Source organism: Bacillus sp. JJ1127, from assembly GCF_036965845.1.
GTDB lineage: Bacteria > Bacillota > Bacilli > Bacillales > Bacillaceae_G > Bacillus_A.
In genome coordinates, this window is record NZ_JBALQK010000110.1 from 1 (window position 1) to 24,039 (window position 24,039).

Sequence of the window (24,039 nt, forward strand, 5' to 3'; positions counted from 1 at the left end):
TGTAGTGAATAATAGGAAAAATAAATAGCAATTATCTAATACTTTGTTGCATATTGTCAAGTTTCATCAGTTTTTCACATTTTCGAGGTAACAATTTCTTTAAAAATATTGAATTATACAGGAGAATCGTATAATATAGGCGTTGATAATGATTTATCTACATCTTTGTAGTATAGAATTTGTAAAAATTGCCTACAAATGAAAGTAAGACTCATTTTATGATCATTATACAGTCCTATCTTTGGGAGGAGGTGAATGGCATGAACAAGACAGATTTAATCAATGCTGTTGCAGAAGCAAGTTCCCTTTCTAAAAAGGATGCAACAAAAGCAGTTGACGCTGTTTTTGATTCTATCTTAGAAGCTTTAAAACAAGGTGATAAAGTACAATTGATCGGATTCGGTAACTTCGAAGTTCGTGAGCGTGCGGCTCGTAAAGGACGCAACCCACAAACTGGTGAGGAAATTGAAATCGCTGCAAGCAAAGTACCTGCATTCAAACCTGGTAAAGCGTTAAAAGATGCGGTTAAATAATCCTTACATATTAACAGGGAAGAAGAGTTTCCTTTTTGGAGACTCTTCTTTTTGCTTTTAAAATCATAAATATGCTAGAATGTGTTCGTATCACTTTTAGGTTTTTCGGGAGGGCTAGCGGATGGCAAAAGTTAATTTAGAACAAATTGAGCAAGCAGTGCGCCTTATTTTAGAGGCAATTGGAGACGATCCAAATCGCGAGGGAGTACTTGATACACCAAAACGTGTTGCAAAGATGTATGCAGAAGTATTCTCAGGGATGCATGAAGATCCAAAGGAACACCTGCATAAAGTATTTGGAGAAGATCACGAAGAGCTTGTATTAGTAAAAGATATTCCATTTTATTCGATGTGTGAGCATCACCTTGTTCCGTTTTATGGAGTTGCTCATGTTGCATATATTCCACGTGGTGGAAAAGTCACAGGTTTAAGTAAGTTAGCTCGTACGGTAGATACAATTGCACGCCGTCCACAACTTCAAGAACGTATTACATCAACAGTAGCTAATTCTATTATGGAAGTACTAGAACCACATGGCGTGATGGTAGTTGTGGAAGCAGAACATATGTGTATGACAATGCGCGGTGTGAAAAAACCTGGTGCAAAAACAGTAACTACAGCAGTGCGTGGCGTATTAGAAAATGATGCAGCAGCACGTAGTGAAATTTTGTCTTTTATTAAGACGAAGTAAAGAAAAGCGGGAAACTGCTTTTCTTTTTTATTTATCTTGCTATTTTTTGGAAATAATACCACTAATTGACAGTAGATAACAAGTAATGGAGATTAGAAAAAACTTGTTAGTTACAGTTTCACGTTATTGTGTATATAGGGCTTTACTTGCAGTTTGTTTGAATCAACCAAGTTTTGGTTATAGAAAATAGACTGTATGTGTTATAATAAGTTTTATGAATTAGAAAACAAGGGTGATTTTTGTGTGTGACATCTACGGAGGGTATGCGGGTATAAAGGAGCAGTTGCTAGCAAAACTGCGCCATCCTTATTTTATAAATTATATTGAAGAACCAGTTATTGATGAGGAAAAAGTAGTACTTTTATATGCTGCTTTAAAGAGTGCAAATTTACATAAAGAACAGATTGATCACTATGTGGTAACGATTATGCTTGTACAAATTGCTCTTGATACACATGAAAAGGTATCAAATAAAGCGGATAAAGAAACAAGTGGATTTCATAAGCGTCGTCAACTCACAGTCCTTGCGGGTGATTATTATAGTGGCTTGTATTATTATTTACTTTCAATGAATTGTGATATTGTACTTATTCGTGCACTTGCTGAAGGAATCAAAGAAATTAATGAACATAAAATTATGTTATATCAGAAGGAGTATCAAATAGTTGATGAAGTCATTGAAAGTGTGATGATGATTGAATCAGCACTTCTGCAGAAAACATGTGACCATTTTCATTTACCGCATTGGAAGTCGTTTATGGCGTATGTATTAGGGAGAAATCGTCTTCAAAGAGAGTATCAATTGCATGCTGAAAGACAAAATGTACCTGTTTTTCAAGCGGTTCAAGCAACTCTATCAAATGATGATGACAGAAACGTGGAAACCGTCTTTAAAGAGTGGTTAGAAGAAATGAACAAACAAGAACATACATTTCTACAAAGTCATAAAGAAATTGACGGTATAGTTTCTACTTTAAAAGACAAATTGAGAACATAAGCAATTTTATATTGGAAGAAGGGTAAGAGCATGCAGCAATCAAAAGAAGAAAGAGTACATGACGTATTTGAGAAAATCTCTGATAAATACGATGTAATGAATTCGGTTATTAGTTTTCAAAGACATAAAGCATGGCGTAAAGAAACAATGCGAATTATGGATGTAAAACCTGGTAGTAAGGCATTAGATGTGTGCTGTGGAACTGCGGATTGGACAATTGCGCTTGCTAATGCTGTTGGTCCAAACGGAAAAGTATATGGTTTAGATTTTAGTGAAAATATGCTATCTGTTGGTAAGGAAAAAGTAAAGGCTTTAGGATTAAAACATGTAGAACTTATGCATGGGAATGCAATGGAGCTTCCGTTTGAAGATGATACATTTGACTATATAACAATTGGTTTTGGATTGCGTAACGTTCCAGATTATATGCATGTATTAAAAGAAATGACTCGCGTGGTAAAGCCGGGTGGAAAAGTGATTTGTTTAGAAACATCACAACCAACGATGATAGGTTTCCGTCAAATGTATATATTGTATTTTAAATATATTATGCCGTTGTTTGGAAAGATGTTTGCAAAAAGTTATAAGGAATATTCATGGCTTCAGGAATCCGCTAGCACATTCCCTGGGATGAAAGAATTAGCAAATATGTTTGAAGCTGCTGGACTTGAGCGTGTGCAAGTGAAACCATTTACTTTTGGGGTAGCAGCTATGCATTTAGGGTTTAAACCCGAATCAAAATAGAAAAAAGACGTTTTAGGTTAAGGTGAACAATATGAAGTTACAACTTATGTACTCTTTTTTACGATCGGATATTAATGTAATAGAAAAAGAATTAAAAAAGGTTGTTGCCTCAGAGCAGCAGTTAGTGGAAGAGGCGGCGTTACAGCTCATTGAGGCTGGTGGGAAACGAATTCGCCCTGTTTTTGTATTGCTTGCAGGGAAGTTTGGGGACTATAAGTTAGATGCAATTAAGCATGTGGCAGTTGCATTAGAACTCATTCATATGGCTTCCCTTGTTCATGATGATGTGATTGACGCAGCACTTTTGCGACGTAGTAGTGCGACGGTGAATGCGAAATGGGGAGATCGTATCGCAATGTATACAGGGGATTATTTGTTTGCGAAGTCTCTTGAGTGCATTACGAATTTAGAAGTTCCAGCAGCTCATCAAGCTTTATCTTACACGATTTTGGAAGTGTGTAAAGGTGAAATTGAACAAATTAAAGACAAGTATAACTATGATCAAAATTTAAGAACATATTTGCGAAGAATAAAGAGAAAAACAGCGTTGTTGATTGCTGCGAGTTGTCAGTTAGGAGCAATTGCTTCAGGTGCGAATCGTGATACTGTACAGCGTTTGTTTTGGTATGGGTATTTTGTTGGTATGTCTTATCAGATTATTGATGATATTTTAGATTTTGTCTCAACAGAAGAAAAGCTTGGAAAGCCTGCAGGAGGCGATTTGTTGCAGGGGAATGTTACGCTGCCAGCTTTGTATGCTATGGAGGATCCAAAGCTTCGTGAAAAAATTGTATCAGTTCATGAAAATACAACGGCAAGTGAAATGAAAGAAATTATTCATGCGATTAAAATGAGTCCAGCAATTGATCAAGCATTCGCATTTAGTGAACGTTATTTACATAAAGCATTAGAAGTAATAAAACCATTACCGCGCGGGCAGGCAAAATATGCTTTGCAAAATGTTGCAAAGTATATTGGAAAAAGAAAATTTTAATGGTTTGTTCTTAAAAATAAAATAATCTCTCTATTTCAAAAATATTGCACAATTATGATAAGGGTGTTAATATGTGTGTGGGGATGTACAATTACATACATAATTTAGAAGTGGAGAGATTTTTTATGGAAAAAACATTTTTAATGGTAAAACCAGACGGTGTACAACGTGCTTTCATTGGGGAAATTGTAGCTCGTTTTGAGAAAAAGGGCTTTCAATTAGTTGGCGCGAAATTAATGCAAGTTACTCCAGAAATTGCAGGAAAACATTACGCTGAGCACACAGAAAAACCTTTCTTTGGTGAGTTAGTAGATTTCATTACATCTGGTCCTGTTTTTGCGATGGTATGGCAAGGTGAGGATGTAGTAAATACTGCTCGTAACATGATGGGTAAAACAAAACCAAGTGAAGCAGCACAAGGTACAATTCGTGGCGATTTTGGTTTAACAGTTGGGAAAAATATTATTCATGGTTCTGATTCTGTAGAAAGTGCAGAACGTGAGATTGGTATCTTCTTCAAAGAAGAAGAATTAGTAGACTACTCAAAATTAATGAATCAATGGATTTACTAATTATTTCAAGATAATTTGTAAACGCTTTAATCATTGTGATAATAGTGAAAAGTGCAAGGAGAATAGAATTATTCTTCTTGCACTTTTTTTAAATTTCAATTGGTTACGAAGCTAGGTTGGTTGTGATATATTGATACTTAAAGTAAATGGCAAATCAATATGATAGGCCAATGAAAAATGTGGTAAAACAGGAAGCTTATTTACTACATAAATTTTTAATTTTCTTATAGAATTATGAGAGATAATCGTTTTTTACATAGCGTGAAAAATATATATGAAAAGAGGAATGACCGATGCGATATATTACAGCTGGTGAATCTCATGGTCCCCAACTTACAACGATTTTAGAAGGGGTTCCAGCGGGACTATCTTTAGTGGCGGATGATATAAACGAAGAATTAGCACGAAGACAGAAAGGATACGGCCGCGGAAGACGAATGCAAATTGAAAAAGATCAAGTGCAAATTGTTAGCGGTGTTAGACATGGAAAAACAATTGGATCTCCAGTTGCACTTGTTGTTGAAAATCGTGATTTTACACATTGGACAAAGATTATGGGAGCAGAGCCTCTAACAGAACAAGAAGCAAAAGAGATGAAAAGACAAGTTACAAAGCCTAGACCTGGACATGCTGATTTAAATGGTGCGATTAAATACGGCCATCGAGACATGAGAAACGTACTTGAACGATCCTCGGCACGTGAAACGACAGTTCGTGTTGCAGCTGGTGCTGTCGCTAAAAAGATTTTAGCTGAATTAGGCATACAAGTTGCTGGACATGTTGTGGAAATTGGTGGTGTACGAGCAGAAAAACTTACATACAGCTCTATTGAAGAATTACAAACCATTACGGAAGCATCTCCTGTGCGTTGTTTAGATGAAGAAGCAGGTAAAAAAATGATGCAAGCTATTGATGATGCGAAGGCAAATGGTGATTCTATTGGTGGGATTGTAGAAGTTGTTGTAGAAGGAATGCCGATTGGGGTAGGTAGCTATGTGCATTACGATAGAAAATTAGATGCAAAATTAGCAGCGGCAGTTATGAGCATTAATGCTTTTAAAGGTGTAGAAATTGGAATTGGATTTGAAGCTGCGCATAGACCGGGCAGTCAAGTTCATGATGAAATTCTTTGGGATAAAGAAAACGGGTATACAAGAAAAACGAATCACGCGGGTGGATTAGAGGGTGGTATGACAACAGGAATGCCCGTTGTTGTGCGCGGTGTCATGAAACCGATACCGACATTATATAAACCTCTTCAAAGTGTTGATATCGATACGAAAGAACCTTTTACTGCAAGTATTGAGCGCTCAGATAGCTGTGCTGTACCAGCGGCTAGCGTTGTAGCTGAAGCAGCTGTTGCGTGGGAATTAGCGACAGCTTTAATTGAGCAGTTTGGAGTAGATCGTATGGATTGTATTCGTGAAAATATTGAGAAACATAATGAATATGCGAGGGGATTTTAATGGAGAACATACATATTCAAACGAAATCAAAAGAGTATGATGTATATGTTGGAAAAGATGTGTTGTCACATTTAACAATGCTTGTTCAAAATATGAAACCGGTTGTATCTAATGTAATGATAATTTCTGATGAATCTGTTGCTTCCTTGCATTTACAGACAGTTATGGATGCTTTACAAATAGAACAAAAAGTATTTTCATTTATTGTTCCTAACGGCGAAAAAGAGAAATCTTTCGAGAACTTTTATGCGGCACATACGTCTGCACTTGAAAATAAGATGGATCGTAACTCTTTAGTTATTGCACTGGGCGGCGGAATGATCGGTGATTTAGCTGGATTTGTTGCAGCGACATTTATGCGCGGTATTCGCTTTATCCAAGTCCCGACAACGTTATTGGCGCATGACAGTGCAGTTGGTGGAAAAGTTGCAATTAATCATCCATTAGGAAAAAACATGATTGGCGCATTTCATCAGCCAGAAGCGGTTCTGTATCATACACCTTTTTTAAATTCGTTACCGGAAAAAGAGTGGCGTTCGGGATTTGCTGAAGTCATAAAACATGCTTTGATCGGTGATGTAGAATTATATCACTGGTTAAAGAGTGAAGTGAAGACATTAGAAGATGTACGAGATGATAAATTAATCTATATATTAAAACGAGCGATCCCTGTGAAAGCGAATATTGTAGCGCAAGATGAAACTGAAAAAGGTGTACGTGCTCATTTGAATTTTGGACATACATTAGGACATGCCCTTGAAAAAGAGATGGGGTACGGTAACATCACACATGGTGATGGGGTTGTAATTGGTATGTTATTTGCCATATTTTTAAGTGAGCAAATTTATAAGATTGATCTTGCTTATAAAGAAATAAAACATTGGTTTTCTCAGTATGGTTATCCCGATATGCCAAGTCATTTGAATGTAGACCGTCTTGTACAAGTAATGAAACAAGATAAAAAAGCAAGCGCGGGGACAATTCATATGGTACTTATGCAGGAATATGGGGGAGTGAACGTCGTATCTATTTCAGATAAGACCGTTCACGTTGCGTTAGCAGCATTTCAAAAGGATATGGCATCCGCTTAAATTCGCGTGTAATTCCCGACTTGTATACAACTACGAATGTATTTTGTGAAAGAGATAGTACTGGATGATTATGCAAAGATATTCTAGTGATGATGACGGTTATGAGAGAAATTTGCAATATAAAGAATTTCGAGATAGAAATTCTTTATATTGCAACCTAACTTAACAAAATGACTGGGGGAAGAAAAATGAGAGTAAAAGAGCAGTTGTTAACTTTGAAAGCATATGTACCTGGCAAAAATATTGAAGAAGTAAAGAGAGCGTATGGATTATCGAAGATTGTAAAACTAGCATCGAATGAGAACTCGTTTGGCTGTTCGAGTCGTGTGACAGAAGCTTTAACTTCGTTAGTTAAGCAGTATGCTTTATATCCAGATGGCGCAGCTTTTGAGCTTCGTGAAAAGGTGGCAACGCATCTTCATGTGAAACCAGAACAACTTTTGTTTGGTAGTGGTTTAGATGAAGTCATTCAAATGATTAGTCGTGCCTTATTACATAAAGATACAAATGTTGTAATGGCGAATCCGACATTTTCACAATATTATCACCATGCCGTAATTGAAGGTGCCGAAGTTCGTGAAGTGTCATTAAAAGATGGGATTCATGATTTAGATGCAATGCTTGAGCAAGTCGATGAAAAAACGAAAATCGTTTGGATTTGTAATCCAAATAATCCAACAGGTACATATGTAGAAAAGCAAAAATTACTTTCATTTTTAGAAGCAGTTCCCAAGTCTGCGCTTGTTATCATGGACGAAGCATACTATGAATATGCAGGAGCTGAAGATTATCCACAAACATTACCGCTTCTTAAAAAATATGAAAACCTTATGGTGCTGCGCACGTTTTCTAAAGCTTATGGATTAGCTGCGTTCCGAATTGGTTATGCTGTAGGGAATGCAAAATTAATGGAGAAGTTAGAAGTAGCGAGATTACCATTTAATACGTCAACTGTCGCACAAGCTGTAGCGGCAGTGGCAATAGAAGACCAAGAGTTTTTACAAGAATGTGTAAAAAAGAATGCCGAAGGATTAAATCAATATTATAAATTTTGTAAAGAGTACGATGTATTCTATTATCCATCCCAAACGAATTTTATCTTCTTAAAAATTGGTATTCCGGGTAATGAAGCATTTGAGAGATTGATGGAAAAAGGATATATCGTCCGCTCTGGTGCAGCATTTGGTTTACCGGATGGTATCCGGATTACGGTCGGTTTGAAAGAAGAGAATGATGAAATAATTGAATTGCTTACGGAACTTGTAAAGAAAGAAGAAACATATTCTTAAAAATGGTAGCGGCTCCCATTATAGGAGTCGCTTTCTTCGTTTGTTTGCACGGTAAAGAAGGAAAGCTGTACAATAGAGAGAGACAGTATATGAGAACAATAGTACGTATGATGATTCATATATGAGGAGGATAAAAAAATGACAGGATTCATAAGGCAGAAAAAGGGCTTGAATGGAACGATAATTGTCCCTGGAGATAAATCTATTTCACATCGTGCTGTGATGTTTGGGGCAATAGCGGAAGGAACAACAAAAATCTCAAACTTCTTATTAGGAGAAGATTGCTTAAGTACAATTGCGTGTTTTCGGAAGCTAGGTGTGACGATTGAACAAAATGGAAACGATGTTACTATATATGGTAAAGGATTAGATGAGTTACAGGAACCGAAAGAGGTACTAGATGTGGGAAACTCAGGGACTACCATTCGTCTCATGCTCGGTATTTTGGCGAATACTCCTTTTCATTGTGTTGTAATTGGGGATGAATCTGTTGGAAAACGCCCTATGAAACGTGTTACAGTCCCTCTTCGCGAAATGAATGCACAAATTGATGGCAGGGCAGATGGACAATATACACCATTATCTATTCGAGGAGGGGCTGTAAAAGGGATACACTATTATTCCCCTGTAGCAAGTGCGCAAGTGAAATCAGCCGTTTTACTTGCTGGTTTACAAGGAGAAGGAGTAACTTCGGTAACTGAGCCGTTACAATCACGTGATCATACGGAGCGAATGCTACGTGCATTTGGATGTCAAGTAGATGTGAATGATCGGACAGTTTCATTGCAAGGTGGCCAATCTCTTATCGGAACGGAAATTGAAGTTCCAGGCGATATTTCCTCAGCGGCCTTTTTCTTAGTGGCTGGTGCAATCGTTCCAAATAGTAAACTCGTATTAAAAAATGTTGGCCTAAACCCAACAAGAACAGGAATTCTAGATGTTTTATTAGAAATGGGAGCAAGTATTTCTATTCATAATATTCGAAATGAAGAGCTTGAGCCATGTGGAGATCTTACAATTGAAACTTCTAAGTTAAAGGGAATAGAGATCGGTGGTTCTCTTATTCCAAGATTAATTGATGAGATTCCTATTATTGCTTTACTAGCAACACAGGCAACAGGAACAACAATCATTAAGGATGCCGAGGAACTAAAAGTAAAAGAAACGAATCGCATCGATACAGTGGTTAAAGAGCTTCGGAAACTAGGTGTGCAAATTGAAGCTACATCAGATGGTATGATTATCTATGGGAATCAGAAATTACAAGGAAGTATGGTTGATAGTCATGGGGATCATCGTATTGGTATGATGCTCGCAGTTGCTTCTTGTATTGTAGAGGGGGAAGTAGAAATAAAAGGTAGTGATGCGGTTGCTGTATCCTATCCAAACTTTTTTGAGCAGTTGGAATCTCTGTGAAAAAAAGAATCTTTTTCTATTGAAGAAGATTCTTTTCTCCTTCCTTTTAGTTGCTTACAAGGCAACAGTTGTTTATGATTAAATGAATAGACGAGAATATTATTAGAATTAAAGGAGATATTTATGCAAAAGTTTGAACAAGCTGTTTCTTATATTGAAAATGGTGAGGTAGAAAAAGGATTACAGCAATTAAAAGAACAAGTGAAGCAAGGAACAGACGAGGAGAAATATGATATTGCTCGTTACTATCATACGCTAGGATTCATGGATGAAGCGTTAGCAATTATAGAAGATTTACGTTTGTTATATCCCGAAGAAAGTGAATTTACGATATTTTTAGCAGAATTATATATTGATTTAGATAGAGAAGATGAGGCAATTGAGGTACTTCATGACATTCCTGAAGATGATGAGCTTTATGTTCAATCTTTATTGCTTGTTGCGGACTTGTTCCAAATGCAAGGCTTTGATGATGTTGCAGAACAAAAGTTATTAAAAGCGAAAGAAATGATGCCAGAAGAGCCTGTTATTACATTTGGTCTTGCAGAATTATATAGCAGTAAAGGTGAAGAACAAAAGGCGATTGCTTATTACCAATCATTACTTTCTGAACACAAGGTAATGGGAGGAGTTGTGATTGCTCTTCGTCTAGCTGAAACGTTAAGTGCGATTGGAAACTGGGAAGAAGCGATTACTTATTATGAAGAAGGGTTAGAAGAGCAAAAAGACATTCATTCTTTATTCGGTTATGCATTTACACTTTATCAAGGTGAAGAATATCAAAGAGCAATTAGGGCTTGGCAAGAACTAAAAGAATTAGACCCAGAGTATGCAACATTGTATATGTATTTAGCAAAATGCTATGAAAAAGAAGGAATGCTTCAAGAAAGTTACGAAACACTTCATGATGGAATTAAAATAGATGAACTATCCGTACCACTTTATGTAGAACTAGCAAATATTGCGGCAAAGCTAGGTAAATTGGCGGAGGCAGAAGAAGTTCTTCGAAAAGCGCTTCAATTAGATCCAGGACATTTAGGGGCAATATTAAAATATGCTTATATCTTAAAGGAACAAGAAAAATATGAAGAGCTAATTGTGGTTGTAGAAAATGCAATTGATAGTGGGGAACAAGATACACAGTTACTTTGGGATCTTGCATTTGCGAAAAAACAATTAGAAATGTATTCAGATGCATTAAAACACTATGAAAGTGCATATACTTCTTTTAAGAATCATCCGGATTTCTTGGAAGAGTACGGTTACTTCTTGTTAGAAGAAGGTTTGCGAAAAGAGGCAAAAGAAGTATTTACACGCTTAATACAACTGGATCCGACACAAATTCATATTGAAGAATTGTTATATAATTTAGAGGATTTTTCATAATTTGGAAGGAAACTGAATGCTGCTTCTTGAATCTAAATAAGAAAAAAGAAAGACAGAGGAGGGACTTAAGCGCTATGAATACCCCTGTTTCTGTAAACGAGAAGAAGGATTTTGTGAAATGGTTTTTAAATAATTATCAACTGAAACAGCGTGAATGTGTATGGATTTTAAATTATTTAATGAGTCACGATCAATTAATGCATAAAGTTCACTTCGTAGAACATGCAAAATATTGTCCACGTGGCTTGGTTATGTCAGCAAATTGTGTAAAAGAAACACCGTTTCACTTTTTTAAACAAAATGTTATGACGACAGATGCAGAAAAATCATTTCATGACATTCGTTTAAATCGGGATGAGGATATTTATATTCAACTTAATTTTAAATCATCGTTCCAAAATGCAAATTATGTAGCAGTGTTAGAAGAAAATCCATACTTGCCAAAGCATATTGAAGTGAATGAAAAAGATCGTCTACTTGCAGAGCGTTTTTTAGAAGAGAGTGTATTTTCATTCCGAAGAGAGCGTCTTTTAAAACAAATTGATGAAGCGCTAGACAATCAGGATAAGGAAGCTTTTTGTAAGTTAACAGCAGAATTGAAAACTTTGTAAGAGATATTTGTACTGTGTAATTTTGACAAATCTCCGAATGTGTAAAGAAAAACTACCTAATATAGGTAGTTTTTCTTTTTTTACTCGTTTTAGTATGGTTTAATAGATATAAAGTGAAAGTTCTGACATTTGTTTGGGTATTTACGCAAAGGGGGGAGAAAAGTTGAAATGGGCTGTAAAAGATGCGGAACAATTTGTACAAGCGAGAGAGTATGTAGATACAGGTATTATACCCCTTCTTTCAATTTCAGTAGCCAAAGAGATGAAAATGGCTGTAGAACAAGGGGAATTTATTGAGGCGCTGAGTATGGAGTTAGAAAGGGAATATAAGGGAAGAGTGCTTTTATTACCCGCATTTACTTATTTAGTAGAAAAGCAGCAGGAGGAGAAAGATCGTTTGCAAGAATGGACAAATCATTTACAAGAGCAAGGGGTGAAACATATCGCTTACGTCACAAGTGATTTTTCCTGGAAAGAAGCAATCGATACATTGACAGGTCAATTATTTTGGTTACCAGCTTTATCATTAGAACAATTTAGTGATCAAGCGAAACGAGAGGTGATTCATGCACATGTCAAAAACATAATGGAAAAATTAACAGAAAAGTGGGAAAATACAAAATAAATAGATAGTTCTCATTATTATGAGTAGTATGATATTGACCTGTGCATGTGGGTATTATATCATGATAGTGTCCTAGTTTTTATTTTTTATATGGCTTTTTCACGAGGGGACAATTTCTGATAGAGGGGGGAAATTTTCGTGGGCGAGAAAGAACACCGTGTGTCAAGAAGACAATTTTTAAACTACACACTTACAGGTGTAGGAGGCTTTATGGCAGCTGGGATTTTAATGCCGATGACGCGCTTTGCACTTGATCCAGTATTAAGGAAAGAAGCAGTGGGGGAGATGGTTGCTGTTGCACAAGTAAAAGAGATTACGACAGAACCAAAACGCTTCGACTTTAAGGTAAAGCAGGTTGATGGATGGTATAAGTCTGAGGAACCGAAATCTGCTTGGGTGCATAAAGATGAAAGCGGAGACATTGTTGCATTTTCTCCAGTTTGTAAACATTTAGGATGTACGGTTAACTGGAATTCAGATAAGGCACATCCTAATCAATTTTATTGCCCATGTCATGGGGGACGTTACACAAAAGATGGTATCAACATAAAAGGAACACCACCTCTTGCTCCGTTGGATGTGTATGAATCTAAAGTGAAAGATGGAACGCTTTATTTAGGAAAAGCCAAGCCACGAGGGGGTGCGAAATAGATGTTAAATAAAATTTATGATTGGGTGGATGAACGGTTAGATGTTACACCAATATGGCGCGATATTGCTGACCATGAGGTGCCCGAACATGTCAATCCAGCGCATCATTTTTCGGCATTCGTCTACTGCTTTGGAGGACTTACATTTTTCGTTACTGTTATTCAAATTTTATCAGGAATGTTTTTGACTATGTATTATGTACCAGATATTAAAAATGCTTGGGAATCGGTCTATTATTTACAAAATGAAGTTGCATATGGACAAATCGTTCGCGGTATGCACCATTGGGGTGCTAGCCTTGTAATTGTCATGATGTTTTTACATACACTCAGAGTTTTCTTCCAAGGTGCTTATAAAAAGCCCCGTGAATTAAACTGGATTGTTGGCGTTCTTATTTTCTTTGTTATGTTAGGTCTTGGTTTTACCGGATATTTATTACCGTGGGATATGAAAGCATTATTTGCAACAAAAGTAGGGATTCAAATCGCGGAGCAAACACCGCTTATTGGTCCTTATATTAAAACACTACTTGCTGGCCATTCCGAAATTGTTGGCGCTCAAACACTAACTCGCTTCTTTGCTATTCACGTCTTCTTCTTACCAGCAGCACTTCTAGCCTTAATGGCCTTCCACTTCATTATGATTCGCAAACAAGGTATTTCAGGTCCACTATAAGAGATTACTAAATTAAAGGGGAAAAGAACTAAAGGAGGGAGATTATGCATCGTGGCAAAGGGATGAAGTTTGTAGGAGATTCTCGAGTACCTGTAGCTAGGAAACCAAATATTCCGAAAGATTATTCCGAATACCCAGGGAAAACAGAAGCATTCTGGCCAAACTTCTTGTTAAAAGAATGGATGGTTGGTGCGGTTTTTTTAATCGGTTATTTATGTTTAACAGTGGCACATCCGTCACCACTTGAAAGAATGGCGGATCCTACAGATGCAGGATATATACCACTTCCAGACTGGTATTTCTTATTTCTGTATCAGCTTTTAAAGTACTCATATGCATCGGGTTCATTTACTGTGATCGGTGCGTTTATCATGCCAGGGATTGCGTTTGGAGCATTGATGTTGGCGCCGTTTCTTGATCGTGGACCAGAAAGGCGTCCACTGAAACGCCCTGTGGCAACTGGATTTATGCTTTTAGCAATTGCATCTATCTTTTTCTTAACTTGGGAATCTGTAGCACATCATGATTGGGCGGCGGCGAAAAAACAGGGGGCAATTGTAAAAACGACACCAGTTGATAAGAATGAGGAAGGTTATAAATTGATGCAAAAAAATACATGTTTGACATGTCATGGTGATAACTTACAAGGTGGTGCAGCAGCACCAGCACTACAAAACTTAACGTTAAAACCAGAAGAAATTGCAAAGATTGCAAAAGATGGAAAAGGTGCCATGCCTAAAGGGGTATTTAAAGGCACAGATGAGGAACTGAAAAAGGTTTCAGAATTCATTACAAAGTACAATAAAAAATAACGAAGTCGACTGCAATTTTGCAGTCGACTTCGTTATTTATAAGAGGAATTTTGTTATAATAGAGTAGGAATTTTTTATCTCGCTATTTGCGAGCAGTAATACTTCCACCTCAAAGTTCAGCAAAAGAAATTAGGTGAGAGATAAACTGCCTGTAACAGCTCGATTCGTGTGGGCTGATTAAAGTTGCATTTTATGATAGGGAATTACTTTGTTTGAAAGGTGTTGTACATACAAATTGGCTTACTTGTATGCGATATTAAGGCAACGTTCAGTTTTATTATTTTTATTAGTTATCAACATATTAGGTACGATTTATGGATTTATTTGGTATGGAAATCAACTTAAGGAAACTTCACTCATATTTTGGCCGTTTGTTCCCGATAGTCCTATAGCAAGTCTCTTTTTTGTGTTTGTTTTATTTGCTTTTTTGCAAAATAAAAATTGGGGATTAGTAGAAGCTTTAGCGATTATTTCTTTAATGAAATATGGCATTTGGGCTGTTGTTGTCAATGGTATTATGTTTGTGGTGAAGGGGCATCTTGGATTTATGAGTTATATGTTAGTTCTTTCTCATCTTGCAATGGCTATACAAGGTTTACTGTATGCCCCATTTTACCGTATAAAAAAGTGGCATTTTATTGTAGCGGGTGTATGGACATTACATAATGATGTGATTGATTATCTATTTTGGCAAATGCCGAGATATGGAATTATGCATTTGTTCGTAGAGCAAATCGGTTATTTTACGTTTTGGTTGAGTATCGCTGTGTTAGGGGTTACATATTATTTTTGCTTAAGAAAGAATCGAAAGCAATTTTCGCTATAAATTTAAATGAAGAATTGGGGAAAGTAAATGAATGAAAATAAGATAGGGATAAGAATGCTAGATAGCTTTATAAATTCTATCGTTGCATACTGTATAGCATTTTCTATTTTTGCGATTGCAACTACAATTGTTGTGTATGGGAAATGGTTATATTATGCAGATATACACTTTTTAAATATACCAGATTTGGCTAATATGACAGAGCTGGAGATTAAGAAGAACTATGATGTACTAATTACATATCTTTCTCCTTTTTATCATGGGTCATTACAGTTCCCTACCCTGGATATGTCTACAAATGGAAGAATCCATTTTGTAGATGTGAAAAATATTTTAGTGAATATTCAATATGCAATGTGTATGGCGCTCGGGATCGTTTTACTGGGCGGGTGGTATTTATTACGTAAACGAAAAGTGAGATTTTTATTATATGGTGCAATTCTCACAATTATATTTCCGATAGCGCTTACCCTACCAATTGCTATTGATTTCGAAAAGAGTTTTGTATTATTTCATAAGCTCTTGTTTAGTAATGATTACTGGCAATTTGATAGTGAAACAGATCCTATTATTTTAATGTTACCAGAACAATTTTTTATGCATGCAGCATGTGTAATTTTAATATTGATTTTATGTGGAAGTGTTTTTTGTTATGGCTTGTATCGATATTTAGTAAAGAAGAGAAAATCTTCCGCGAAAAAACTTTATTCATAAAGTGAAACTGTATTCCTTCCCAATTGGGATGAAATATTTTTCGCCTTCGTTCTATTCTTGTCCACCTAAACATATTTTGTACTAGTAGTTATAGGGGGGACCGGAATGAAGAAAGCATTAATTGGAATGATAGCATTTCTGCTTATATTGTTTCCAGTACGTATATATGCTGAAGAATGGAATGAATTAACAGGGTTATTAGATGATTCTTTGCAGCTTGTCAAACAAAAAGAAGATGAAAAAGCAATACAAGTGTTACAACATTTTTCAGAGCAATTTGTGTTAAAGGAGAATGTACAAGAAAAGAAAATAACACCGATGCATTTTCGAGTCATTTCTTTAGCATATGATAAAGCCCAACAATCTCTCGGAGAGGAAAGTTTAGATAGACAGATGAAGATAGACGATGTGTTAGCCTTGCAATTGGCGGTAGATGCAGAGGTATCTAAATTTCAACCTCTTTGGATGGAGCGAGAAGAGCGGGTCATGGGCGCTTTTGCTAAAGTGGAAAAAGCAATGAAGAAGGAAGACGATGAGCGTTTTCAACAATCGTTAAATACATTTTTGCATGAATTTGATATTATTTATCCGAGCTTAATGATTGCGCTACCAGAGAATCAATCGCAGCGTGTGAATGCACACTTATCGTATTTGGATGAATTTCGTAATATGATGTTGAAAAATAAAAGTGGGCAAACGCAATTAGGCATCATTAAAGGAGATTTACAAAAAATATTTCAAACGGTAAAGAAAGATGAAGTAGATTCGTCTCTTATTTGGTTTATGACAATTACAGGAGGGATTATTTTATTCACATTAACATATGTAGGGTGGAGAAAATACAAAGGTGAGAAGGCGAAGCGTAAAAGTGGTCTTCATTCTAAAAATCGATAACACTGTAAATGAAGGCAAGGATTGTAAGGTTTCTTTATTGACAATGTTTAAAGAAGAAAATAGAATGGGAAGTATTAATAATTACGACTTTACTGGAGGTTCATGATGTTTTATTTAATTTACTTCGCGATCATTATGATCATACCGTTGTATGCACAGTCTAAAGTACGTAGTGCTTATAGTAAGTATTCACAAGTATATTCCACATCAGGTATGACAGGAGCGGAAGTAGCTCGAAAAATTCTAGATGAAAATGGTTTGTACAATGTTGCTGTAGAAGAAACACCAGGTCATTTATCAGATCACTATGATCCAACAGCAAAGACGGTTCGCTTGTCTACAGATAACTATTATGGCCATTCTGTTGCAGGAACAGCTGTAGCGGCTCATGAAGTAGGACATGCGATTCAGGACGCGAAAGATTATAATTTTATGCGCATTCGCCATTCACTAGTTCCGATTGCGAACTTTGGATCGAATATGTCATGGATCTTTATAATGATTGGTATATTTGCGACGATGACAAAATTGTTGCTATTAGGTATTGTTTTAATGGCAGCAGGTGTGATTTTCCAACTTGTTACATTACCGGTTGAGTTTGATGCATCTAAACGTGCGATGCAGCAAATTGAAGCACTTGGAATTGTATCAACAGATGAATATGGGCAAGCTCGTAAAGTATTGAATGCAGCGGCGTTAACATATGTGGCAGCTGCGGCTGTGGCGGTATTTGAATTACTTCGTTTAGTACTAGTGTATACGGGTATGCAGCGTAGTGATGATTAAAGGCTATCGATTTCGATAGTCTTTTTTTTATCTTGGTAATTCAAATTTAACCGTTTGACCTTTGGTAGTATCTTGTAAGTTCATATTAACTGTTGGACCAAATTCTAATGTAAATTTCCTGTAGACTTGTATTTAAAGCCATGAAATAGTATACATTACATTATATGAATGTCGCAATTTTCTTTTTAAAGCAAATGATCAACATCCCTTTATTTGTGTATTACCTTAAATTGATAAATAAAAAGTAGTGTAATGAAATTTAATGCGAAAGTTATAATAAGTATAGATCAAGTGATGATAAGTGAAGGTGATGGAAATGCAATATCCAGATTCATTAGTACAGCATGTGAAAGAGCGTAGTACTAACTATGCACTAGAGGGATTTTTATGTGGACAGGGTCCCAAAAATCCCAAATTGATGCTTGTTGGGGAAGCACCTGGAGAAACGGAAATTCATAATGGTATTCCATTTAGTGGAAGAGCAGGGAAGCAGCTAATGACATTTTTAGAGCACATTGGTATTACAAGGCAAGAAGTATACATTACGAGTGCGGTTCGAAGCCGTCCCTATACCTGGAGAGAGAAAAGAGAACGAAATGGACAAGTTAGTCAGAAAAAATATAACCGAACACCAACTCAAAAAGAGATACTTGCACATGCTCCTTTGTTAGATTATGAACTAGAACAAATTCAGGCACCGGTTATCGTAACGCTTGGGAATATTGCATTAAAGCGTTTGGTTGGACGGGATAAAAAGATTACGGATGTTCACGGAGAATTATTACAGCAGCCAGTACAAAAGTTAAAAAATCATCAAGGTACGGAATTTGTATGGACTGAGAAAGTATATAATATTTTTCCGACTTTTCATCCGGCTTCTATTTTTTATAATAGAAGTTTGTTGGAATTCATTTATGATGATTTAGAAAAGTTGAGGAAGTACATATGGTAGATATCTTTCTAGAAGTATTAAAAAACTAGAAAAGCTTATCGGGTTCGATTGCTTTTCTAGTTTTCTGTCGTTGGCATGTTTAGTTATGTAACGGATTTTTATTCTCATCCAGTGTAAATCCTTCACCCACCACATCATGTACATCACTTACTGCAACAAATGCATGAGGATCTACAGAAGTAATAATATTTTTTAATTTTACGATTTCGTTTTTTGCAACAACGCAATAAAGTACGTTTCGCTCAATCTTTGTATAGGAACCAACAGCTTTTAAAAAGGTTGCCCCGCGCTCCATTTCGGATAAAATCTTGGCAGCAATTTCGTCGTTTTTATCTGAGATAATGGTTGCCCCTTTTGCTGCATAAGCTCCTTCTTGCATAAAATCAATAACCTTTGCGCCAATAAAGACAGCAACCAATGTATACATGCCTTCGCGATAAGATAAATATGTAAGGATGGAGATGAAAATGACAACAGCATCAAACATAAACATTGTTTTTCCCATGCTCCAGCCAATATATTTATGAGCTAGCCTTGCAATGATATCGACACCACCAGTTGTTCCGCCATATTTGAATATAATTCCAAGACCAATCCCAATAAATGCCCCGGCGAACAGTGCTGCTAGTGTCATATCGTTTTGTAAGTTTAAATGTAAATTGAATAATTCATAACGCTGAAAAATCCATAGAAATAAGGAGACGCTAAATGTTCCGATTAATGTATATAAGAAAGTTGTCCGGCCGAGTAATTTCCAACCGACGAAAAACAGAGGAATGTTTAAGATTAAATTTGTATAAGAAGGATCAAGTGAAAATAGAAAATATAATAATAACGTAATGCCTGTAAATCCGCCTTCTGCTAAGTGGTTTTCAATATTGATATTTACGATGCCAAAAGAGAAAATAGCGGAACCAATTAAAATAAAAATAATGTTTTGAATCTTCAAGTTTGTTTTCATGTAGAAGTCCCCCTAATATGTAATAATTATATTGCTCCGCTAAAACGGTAAAACACAGCAAAAGAAAGTTTCACTTTATTATAGTCTATCCAAAAAAACGTGGCAAATAGGGAGGAAGGTAGAATAATATTTGTCAAATCGCGATGAATTGGCTAACATGAAAGAGGAAGGATTAGAGGTGAATAACATGGAACAAAAAACGATGAAAGATATGCAGAAAGAAGTAGATGCATATATTAGTCAATTTAAAGAAGGTTATTTTAGTCCACTTGCAATGATGGCTCGTTTAACAGAAGAAATGGGTGAACTTGCAAGAGAAGTGAATCACTACTATGGTGAAAAACCGAAGAAAACGACTGAAAAAGAGCGAACAATTGAAGAAGAACTCGGAGATGTATTATTTGTTATGATTTGCATGGCAAATAGTTTACATATTGATTTAGAAACAGCACATAACATTGTAATGAATAAATTTAATACACGTGATAAAGATCGTTGGACACGTATTGAAGAGGGAGAGAAAGAGGTATGAAAGATATTAAAGTAATTATTGCGGGACCAAGAGGACGTATGGGACATGAAGCCGTTCTTCTTATGGAGAGAACAGAGCATTTTCAATTAGTAGCAGCAGTTGATTATAAGCATGGCGGAGAGAAAATTTCAGATTTACCTGGAATGCCAGCATTAGATACGCCAATCTATGCTGATTTACAGACTTGTTTAAATGAAGTAGAAGTGGATGTATTATTAGATTTAACAACACCGGAAGTAGGGAAGCAGCATGTTACGCTTGCTGTTGAACATGGTCTTCGTTCTGTTATCGGTACGACTGGATTTACAGAAGAAGAGCTTCAACATTTAACGGAAACGGCGAAAGAAAAACAAGTAGGTACAATTATTGCTCCAAACTTTGCGATTGGTGCTGTACTTATGATGAAGTTTTCTCAAATGGCAGCGAAATATTTCCAAGATGTTGAAGTAATTGAATTACATCATGATCAAAAATTGGATGCCCCTTCAGGAACAGCTGTGAAAACGGTAGACTTAATCCGTCAAAACCGTGAACCAAAACAACAAGGTCATCCAAATGAAACGGAGCAATTAAAAGGAGCACGTGGTGCAAACGTAGATGGAATTCACATTCATAGCGTACGTTTACCAGGTCTTATTGCCCATCAAGAAGTGTTATTTGGCGGTGACGGACAAATGTTAACAGTTCGTCATGACTCATTCAATCGAGCGTCATTTATGTCAGGGGTCAAATTGTCGATTGAAACAGTGATGAATCTTGATCATCTTGTATACGGCTTAGAAAATATTATCGACTAAAGGGAGAGACAATTGATGAAGATTGCCTTAATTGCACATGACAAAAAGAAAGATGATATGGTTTCGTTCGCATACGCATATAAATTAATTTTTGAAAAACATGAACTTTTTGCAACGGGAACGACAGGTCTTCGTATTATGGAGGCGACAGGTTTAGCTGTTACAAGATATCAATCTGGTCCTCTTGGTGGTGATCAAGAGATTGGTGCAATGATTGCAAAAAATGATTTAGATATGGTGATTTTCTTCCGAGATCCTTTAACAGCACAGCCACATGAGCCAGACGTAAATGCATTGCTTCGTTTATGTGATGTGTATGCAATCCCGCTTGCGACGAACATGGCAAGTGCTGAAATGTTAATGCATGCATTAGATCGGGGAGATTTAGACTATCGAAAGTTAAGAAAATGAGGGGAACAATTATGAGTGGATTACATATATTAGCGTTTGGTGCTCATGCCGATGATGTTGAAATCGGCATGGCAGGCACCATTGCAAAGTATACGAAACAAGGATATAAAGTTGGCATTTGTGATTTAACGGAAGCTGATTTATCTTCAAACGGAACGGTGGAATTAAGAAAAGAAGAGGCTCAGGAAGCTGTTCGTATTATGGGAGTTGAAAAGCGGATTAATTTAGCAATGCCGGACCGTGGTTTGTATATGAAAGAAGAATATATACGTAAAATTGTAAAGATTATTCGTACATATAAGCCAACGCTAATTTTTGCACCATACTATGAAGACCGCCACCCAGATCATGCGAATTGTGCAAAACTTGTGGAAGAAGCTGTATTTTCAGCGGGTGTTCGTAAATATATGCCAGAAATTCCGCCACATCGTGTGCAATCTTTTTATTATTATATGATTAATGGTTTTCATAAACCGGATTTCTGTATTGATATTAGTGACCATCTTTCTGAAAAGGTAGCAGCATTAGAAGCATATGAAAGTCAGTTCACAACTGGAAGTGATGGTGTTAAGACACCTTTAACTGAAGGATATGTTGAAACAGTGATCGCTCGTGAGAAAATGTTTGGAAAAGAAGTTGGAGTTATGTATGCCGAGGGATTTATGAGTAAGAAGCCAGTTTTATTACATACTGATTTAATAGGGGGATGTAAATGAAATTGAAAATAGGTATTACATGTTATCCTTCTGTGGGTGGTTCTGGAGTTGTTGGAACGGAACTCGGAAAACAATTAGCTGAACGAGGTCATGAAATTCACTTTATTACATCAGGTGTCCCATTTCGCTTAAATAAAGTATATCCAAATATTTATTTTCATGAAGTAACGGTTAATCAATATTCTGTCTTTCAATATCCTCCGTACGATTTAGCATTAGCAAGTAAAATGGCAGAAGTTGCGCAAAGAGAAAATCTTGATATTTTACATGTGCATTACGCAATACCGCACGCGATTTGTGCATATTTAGCTAAACAAATGATAGGAGACAATATTAAAATTGTTACAACGTTACATGGAACAGACATTACTGTGCTCGGTTCAGATCCTTCTCTAAATAATTTAATACGATTTGGTATTGAACAATCTGATGTTGTTACGGCTGTATCTCACTCGTTAATTCAAGAAACGAATGAAGTTGTAAAGCCAAATAAAGAGATTCAGGCGGTATATAATTTTATTGATGAGCGTGTTTATTTTAAGAGAGATATGTCACAATTAAAGAAAGAGTATGGCATACGAGAAGATGAAAAAGTATTGATTCATATTTCGAATTTTCGAAAGGTCAAGCGTGTACATGATGTCGTTCATGCATTCGCTAGAATTGTAAAGGAAGTCAATGCGAAGTTACTACTTGTTGGTGATGGACCAGAGTTCTGTACAATTTTACAGTTGGTGAAAAGTTTACATATTGAAGAACACGTTTTGTTTTTAGGAAAACAGGATAATGTTGCAGAGCTTCTTGCAATGAGTGATTTAATGTTACTTTTATCAGAAAAAGAAAGCTTTGGTCTTGTTTTACTAGAAGCAATGGCGTGTGGTGTGCCATGTATTGGAACACGAGTTGGAGGCATTCCAGAGGTTATTAAACATGGTGAAACAGGATATATATGCGAAGTCGGTGATACGCTAGGGATAGCACAACAAGCGATACAGCTACTTAAGAATGAGAATCACCATCGAAATATGGCAGAGCAAGCAATGGAAGCTGTATATGAGCAATTTCGTTCGGAAAAAATCGTTTCACAATATGAGGCGATTTATTATGACATGTTAAGGGATGACAAAAATGAAACGATTTAAACAAGCTGGAGCAATTATTGAGACATTAAAACAACATGGGCATGAGGCGTATTTTGTTGGTGGGAGTGTACGTGACTTCATTATTAATAGACCGATTGGCGATATTGATATTGCAACATCAGCTCTTCCAGAGGAAGTGATGCATTTATTCCCAAGGCACGTCCCTGTTGGTCTTGAACACGGTACTGTTATTGTTGTCCAAGATGGTGTTCCGTATGAAGTGACAACATTTCGAACAGAGAGTGATTATGAAGATTTTCGCAGACCAAGTAGTGTTCAGTTTGTTCGTTCATTAGAAGAAGATTTAAAACGACGAGATTTTACTATGAATGCGATTGCGATGACTGAAGAAGGAAAAATCATTGACTTATTTGCGGGACAAGAAGCAATTCATAAGCAAGAAATTGCAACAGTTGGAAATGCCGCGGACCGTTTTCAAGAAGATGCACTGCGTATGATGCGTGGTATTCGTTTTGTTAGTACGTTAGGGTTCTCCTTAGAAGAAAAAACAAAGTGTGCCATTGAAATGTATGGACATTTACTTGAACATATAGCGATTGAAAGAATTACAGTTGAGTTTGAAAAGTTATTGACGGGTACGTATTGTGTAAAGGGGCTTCAAAAGTTAGTAGAAACGAAACTATTTACTCATTTACCGTATTTACAAATGTCAGAAGAGAAAATTTTGAGGGCGGCTCAATATAACTGGGATTCTTTTGAAACTGATATCGAGGCATGGGCATTTTTCCTATATT

Annotated in this window: 27 protein-coding genes and 1 pseudogene; 27 read left to right on the forward strand and 1 reads right to left on the reverse strand. The window is 36.4% G+C overall.

Annotation, left to right across the window (positions count from 1 at the left end; genetic code table 11):
* Window positions 1-260: 260 nt before the first annotated feature.
* The 21 genes from V7183_RS12295 (at window position 261) to V7183_RS12395 (ending at window position 18,725) form a co-directional block, all read left to right on the forward strand.
* The gene (locus tag V7183_RS12295) at window positions 261-533 is read left to right on the forward strand and encodes an HU family DNA-binding protein (RefSeq protein ID WP_001043860.1); all 273 of its coding nucleotides are present in this window, start codon (window positions 261-263) and stop codon (window positions 531-533) included.
* A 121-nt stretch (window positions 534-654) separates the two neighbouring features.
* Window positions 655-1,224: a GTP cyclohydrolase I FolE gene (gene folE / locus V7183_RS12300; RefSeq protein WP_026591201.1), complete on the forward strand. Its 570-nt coding sequence runs from the start codon at window positions 655-657 to the stop codon at window positions 1,222-1,224.
* Window positions 1,225-1,465: 241 nt separating this feature from the next.
* Window positions 1,466-2,221 carry a heptaprenyl diphosphate synthase component 1 gene (locus V7183_RS12305; RefSeq protein WP_335359703.1) on the forward strand — a complete coding sequence of 252 codons (756 nt, stop codon included), beginning with the start codon at window positions 1,466-1,468 and terminating at the stop codon, window positions 2,219-2,221.
* Window positions 2,222-2,251: 30 nt separating this feature from the next.
* Window positions 2,252-2,965, forward strand: a complete 714-nt coding sequence (locus V7183_RS12310) for a demethylmenaquinone methyltransferase (RefSeq protein WP_097897236.1) — start codon at window positions 2,252-2,254, stop codon at window positions 2,963-2,965.
* 31 nt (window positions 2,966-2,996) lie between these two features.
* A complete protein-coding gene (gene hepT / locus V7183_RS12315; RefSeq protein WP_097897235.1) occupies window positions 2,997-3,959 on the forward strand; it encodes a heptaprenyl diphosphate synthase component II in 963 nt (320 codons plus the stop codon).
* A gap of 125 nt (window positions 3,960-4,084) precedes the next feature.
* Complete coding sequence (gene ndk, locus V7183_RS12320) at window positions 4,085-4,531, forward strand: nucleoside-diphosphate kinase (RefSeq protein ID WP_097897234.1); 447 nt, start codon at window positions 4,085-4,087, stop codon at window positions 4,529-4,531.
* Window positions 4,532-4,824: 293 nt separating this feature from the next.
* Window positions 4,825-5,997, forward strand: coding sequence for a chorismate synthase (gene aroC, locus V7183_RS12325; protein ID WP_335359704.1), 1,173 nt, complete (start codon window positions 4,825-4,827; stop codon window positions 5,995-5,997).
* On the forward strand, window positions 5,997-7,088 hold the full coding sequence (gene aroB / locus V7183_RS12330) for a 3-dehydroquinate synthase (protein ID WP_335359705.1): 1,092 nt from the start codon (window positions 5,997-5,999) through the stop codon (window positions 7,086-7,088). The genes aroC and aroB overlap by 1 nt, the downstream gene beginning before the upstream one ends.
* 188 nt (window positions 7,089-7,276) lie before the next feature.
* Window positions 7,277-8,377, forward strand: coding sequence for a histidinol-phosphate transaminase (gene hisC / locus V7183_RS12335; protein WP_097897231.1), 1,101 nt, complete (start codon window positions 7,277-7,279; stop codon window positions 8,375-8,377).
* A gap of 138 nt (window positions 8,378-8,515) precedes the next feature.
* Entirely contained in the window at window positions 8,516-9,793 is a 1,278-nt protein-coding gene (gene aroA / locus V7183_RS12340) for a 3-phosphoshikimate 1-carboxyvinyltransferase (RefSeq protein ID WP_335359706.1), read from the forward strand.
* 123 nt (window positions 9,794-9,916) lie between these two features.
* Entirely contained in the window at window positions 9,917-11,179 is a 1,263-nt protein-coding gene (locus V7183_RS12345; RefSeq protein ID WP_097897229.1) for a tetratricopeptide repeat protein, read from the forward strand.
* A 74-nt stretch (window positions 11,180-11,253) separates the two neighbouring features.
* Complete coding sequence (locus V7183_RS12350) at window positions 11,254-11,790, forward strand: ReoY family proteolytic degradation factor (protein ID WP_097897228.1); 537 nt, start codon at window positions 11,254-11,256, stop codon at window positions 11,788-11,790.
* 163 nt (window positions 11,791-11,953) lie between these two features.
* Window positions 11,954-12,415: a YpiF family protein gene (locus tag V7183_RS12355; protein ID WP_335359707.1), complete on the forward strand. Its 462-nt coding sequence runs from the start codon at window positions 11,954-11,956 to the stop codon at window positions 12,413-12,415.
* 138 nt (window positions 12,416-12,553) lie between these two features.
* Window positions 12,554-13,066: a menaquinol-cytochrome c reductase iron-sulfur subunit gene (qcrA, locus tag V7183_RS12360; protein WP_097897226.1), complete on the forward strand. Its 513-nt coding sequence runs from the start codon at window positions 12,554-12,556 to the stop codon at window positions 13,064-13,066.
* A complete protein-coding gene (qcrB, locus tag V7183_RS12365) occupies window positions 13,067-13,741 on the forward strand; it encodes a menaquinol-cytochrome c reductase cytochrome b subunit (RefSeq protein ID WP_097897225.1) in 675 nt (224 codons plus the stop codon).
* Between the two features lie 44 nt (window positions 13,742-13,785).
* Entirely contained in the window at window positions 13,786-14,553 is a 768-nt protein-coding gene (gene qcrC / locus V7183_RS12370; protein WP_097897224.1) for a menaquinol-cytochrome c reductase cytochrome b/c subunit, read from the forward strand.
* Window positions 14,554-14,788: 235 nt separating this feature from the next.
* On the forward strand, window positions 14,789-15,379 hold the full coding sequence (locus V7183_RS12375; protein ID WP_097897223.1) for a DUF1405 domain-containing protein: 591 nt from the start codon (window positions 14,789-14,791) through the stop codon (window positions 15,377-15,379).
* Between the two features lie 27 nt (window positions 15,380-15,406).
* Window positions 15,407-16,093, forward strand: coding sequence for a lipoprotein intramolecular transacylase Lit (gene lit, locus V7183_RS12380; protein WP_097897222.1), 687 nt, complete (start codon window positions 15,407-15,409; stop codon window positions 16,091-16,093).
* A gap of 105 nt (window positions 16,094-16,198) precedes the next feature.
* Entirely contained in the window at window positions 16,199-16,987 is a 789-nt protein-coding gene (gene ypjB, locus V7183_RS12385; protein WP_335359708.1) for a sporulation protein YpjB, read from the forward strand.
* 102 nt (window positions 16,988-17,089) lie between these two features.
* Entirely contained in the window at window positions 17,090-17,773 is a 684-nt protein-coding gene (locus V7183_RS12390; protein ID WP_097897220.1) for a zinc metallopeptidase, read from the forward strand.
* A 310-nt stretch (window positions 17,774-18,083) separates the two neighbouring features.
* Complete coding sequence (locus tag V7183_RS12395) at window positions 18,084-18,725, forward strand: uracil-DNA glycosylase (RefSeq protein ID WP_438825169.1); 642 nt, start codon at window positions 18,084-18,086, stop codon at window positions 18,723-18,725.
* A gap of 79 nt (window positions 18,726-18,804) precedes the next feature.
* Here the strand turns inward: V7183_RS12395 and V7183_RS12400 are convergent, their stop codons facing one another.
* The gene (locus V7183_RS12400) at window positions 18,805-19,686 is read right to left on the reverse strand and encodes a YitT family protein (protein ID WP_097897219.1); all 882 of its coding nucleotides are present in this window, start codon (window positions 19,684-19,686) and stop codon (window positions 18,805-18,807) included.
* A gap of 187 nt (window positions 19,687-19,873) precedes the next feature.
* On the opposite strand from V7183_RS12400, the gene V7183_RS12405 reads away from it, so the two are divergent.
* From V7183_RS12405 to V7183_RS12430, 6 genes and pseudogenes are all read left to right on the forward strand, one after another.
* Window positions 19,874-20,218, forward strand: a complete 345-nt coding sequence (locus tag V7183_RS12405) for a nucleotide pyrophosphohydrolase (RefSeq protein ID WP_097897340.1) — start codon at window positions 19,874-19,876, stop codon at window positions 20,216-20,218.
* Window positions 20,215-21,015, forward strand: a complete 801-nt coding sequence (gene dapB, locus V7183_RS12410) for a 4-hydroxy-tetrahydrodipicolinate reductase (RefSeq protein ID WP_335359709.1) — start codon at window positions 20,215-20,217, stop codon at window positions 21,013-21,015. Before V7183_RS12405 ends, dapB begins: the two co-directional genes overlap by 4 nt.
* Before the next feature lie 15 nt (window positions 21,016-21,030).
* Window positions 21,031-21,426, forward strand: a complete 396-nt coding sequence (gene mgsA, locus V7183_RS12415; protein ID WP_097897217.1) for a methylglyoxal synthase — start codon at window positions 21,031-21,033, stop codon at window positions 21,424-21,426.
* A gap of 11 nt (window positions 21,427-21,437) precedes the next feature.
* On the forward strand, window positions 21,438-22,142 hold the full coding sequence (gene bshB1 / locus V7183_RS12420) for a bacillithiol biosynthesis deacetylase BshB1 (protein ID WP_335359710.1): 705 nt from the start codon (window positions 21,438-21,440) through the stop codon (window positions 22,140-22,142).
* Window positions 22,139-23,284 (forward strand): N-acetyl-alpha-D-glucosaminyl L-malate synthase BshA, encoded by a 1,146-nt coding sequence (gene bshA / locus V7183_RS12425; RefSeq protein ID WP_097897216.1) that lies wholly within the window; start codon window positions 22,139-22,141, stop codon window positions 23,282-23,284. Before bshB1 ends, bshA begins: the two co-directional genes overlap by 4 nt.
* Window positions 23,271-24,039: pseudogene (locus tag V7183_RS12430) on the forward strand (CCA tRNA nucleotidyltransferase); the annotation flags it as partial. The gene bshA and the pseudogene V7183_RS12430, both read left to right, overlap by 14 nt.

What these genes read in the sequence shown, in the direction of transcription:
- ndk (WP_097897234.1), top strand. Translation starts at nt 4,085, where the DNA reads ATGGAAAAAACATTTTTAATGGTAAAACCAGACGGTGTACAACGTGCT.
- V7183_RS12390 (WP_097897220.1), top strand. Translation starts at nt 17,090, where the DNA reads ATGATGTTTTATTTAATTTACTTCGCGATCATTATGATCATACCGTTG.
- lit (WP_097897222.1), top strand. Translation starts at nt 15,407, where the DNA reads ATGAATGAAAATAAGATAGGGATAAGAATGCTAGATAGCTTTATAAAT.
- dapB (WP_335359709.1), top strand. Translation starts at nt 20,215, where the DNA reads ATGAAAGATATTAAAGTAATTATTGCGGGACCAAGAGGACGTATGGGA.
- V7183_RS12310 (WP_097897236.1), top strand. Translation starts at nt 2,252, where the DNA reads ATGCAGCAATCAAAAGAAGAAAGAGTACATGACGTATTTGAGAAAATC.
- bshA (WP_097897216.1), top strand. Translation starts at nt 22,139, where the DNA reads ATGAAATTGAAAATAGGTATTACATGTTATCCTTCTGTGGGTGGTTCT.
- V7183_RS12400 (WP_097897219.1), bottom strand. Translation starts at nt 19,686, where the DNA reads ATGAAAACAAACTTGAAGATTCAAAACATTATTTTTATTTTAATTGGT.
- V7183_RS12350 (WP_097897228.1), top strand. Translation starts at nt 11,254, where the DNA reads ATGAATACCCCTGTTTCTGTAAACGAGAAGAAGGATTTTGTGAAATGG.
- folE (WP_026591201.1), top strand. Translation starts at nt 655, where the DNA reads ATGGCAAAAGTTAATTTAGAACAAATTGAGCAAGCAGTGCGCCTTATT.
- V7183_RS12395 (WP_438825169.1), top strand. Translation starts at nt 18,084, where the DNA reads ATGGAAATGCAATATCCAGATTCATTAGTACAGCATGTGAAAGAGCGT.
- V7183_RS12295 (WP_001043860.1), top strand. Translation starts at nt 261, where the DNA reads ATGAACAAGACAGATTTAATCAATGCTGTTGCAGAAGCAAGTTCCCTT.
- V7183_RS12345 (WP_097897229.1), top strand. Translation starts at nt 9,917, where the DNA reads ATGCAAAAGTTTGAACAAGCTGTTTCTTATATTGAAAATGGTGAGGTA.
- hisC (WP_097897231.1), top strand. Translation starts at nt 7,277, where the DNA reads ATGAGAGTAAAAGAGCAGTTGTTAACTTTGAAAGCATATGTACCTGGC.
- mgsA (WP_097897217.1), top strand. Translation starts at nt 21,031, where the DNA reads ATGAAGATTGCCTTAATTGCACATGACAAAAAGAAAGATGATATGGTT.
- aroC (WP_335359704.1), top strand. Translation starts at nt 4,825, where the DNA reads ATGCGATATATTACAGCTGGTGAATCTCATGGTCCCCAACTTACAACG.
- hepT (WP_097897235.1), top strand. Translation starts at nt 2,997, where the DNA reads ATGAAGTTACAACTTATGTACTCTTTTTTACGATCGGATATTAATGTA.
- aroA (WP_335359706.1), top strand. Translation starts at nt 8,516, where the DNA reads ATGACAGGATTCATAAGGCAGAAAAAGGGCTTGAATGGAACGATAATT.
- bshB1 (WP_335359710.1), top strand. Translation starts at nt 21,438, where the DNA reads ATGAGTGGATTACATATATTAGCGTTTGGTGCTCATGCCGATGATGTT.
- qcrB (WP_097897225.1), top strand. Translation starts at nt 13,067, where the DNA reads ATGTTAAATAAAATTTATGATTGGGTGGATGAACGGTTAGATGTTACA.
- V7183_RS12405 (WP_097897340.1), top strand. Translation starts at nt 19,874, where the DNA reads ATGGAACAAAAAACGATGAAAGATATGCAGAAAGAAGTAGATGCATAT.
- aroB (WP_335359705.1), top strand. Translation starts at nt 5,997, where the DNA reads ATGGAGAACATACATATTCAAACGAAATCAAAAGAGTATGATGTATAT.
- ypjB (WP_335359708.1), top strand. Translation starts at nt 16,199, where the DNA reads ATGAAGAAAGCATTAATTGGAATGATAGCATTTCTGCTTATATTGTTT.
- qcrC (WP_097897224.1), top strand. Translation starts at nt 13,786, where the DNA reads ATGCATCGTGGCAAAGGGATGAAGTTTGTAGGAGATTCTCGAGTACCT.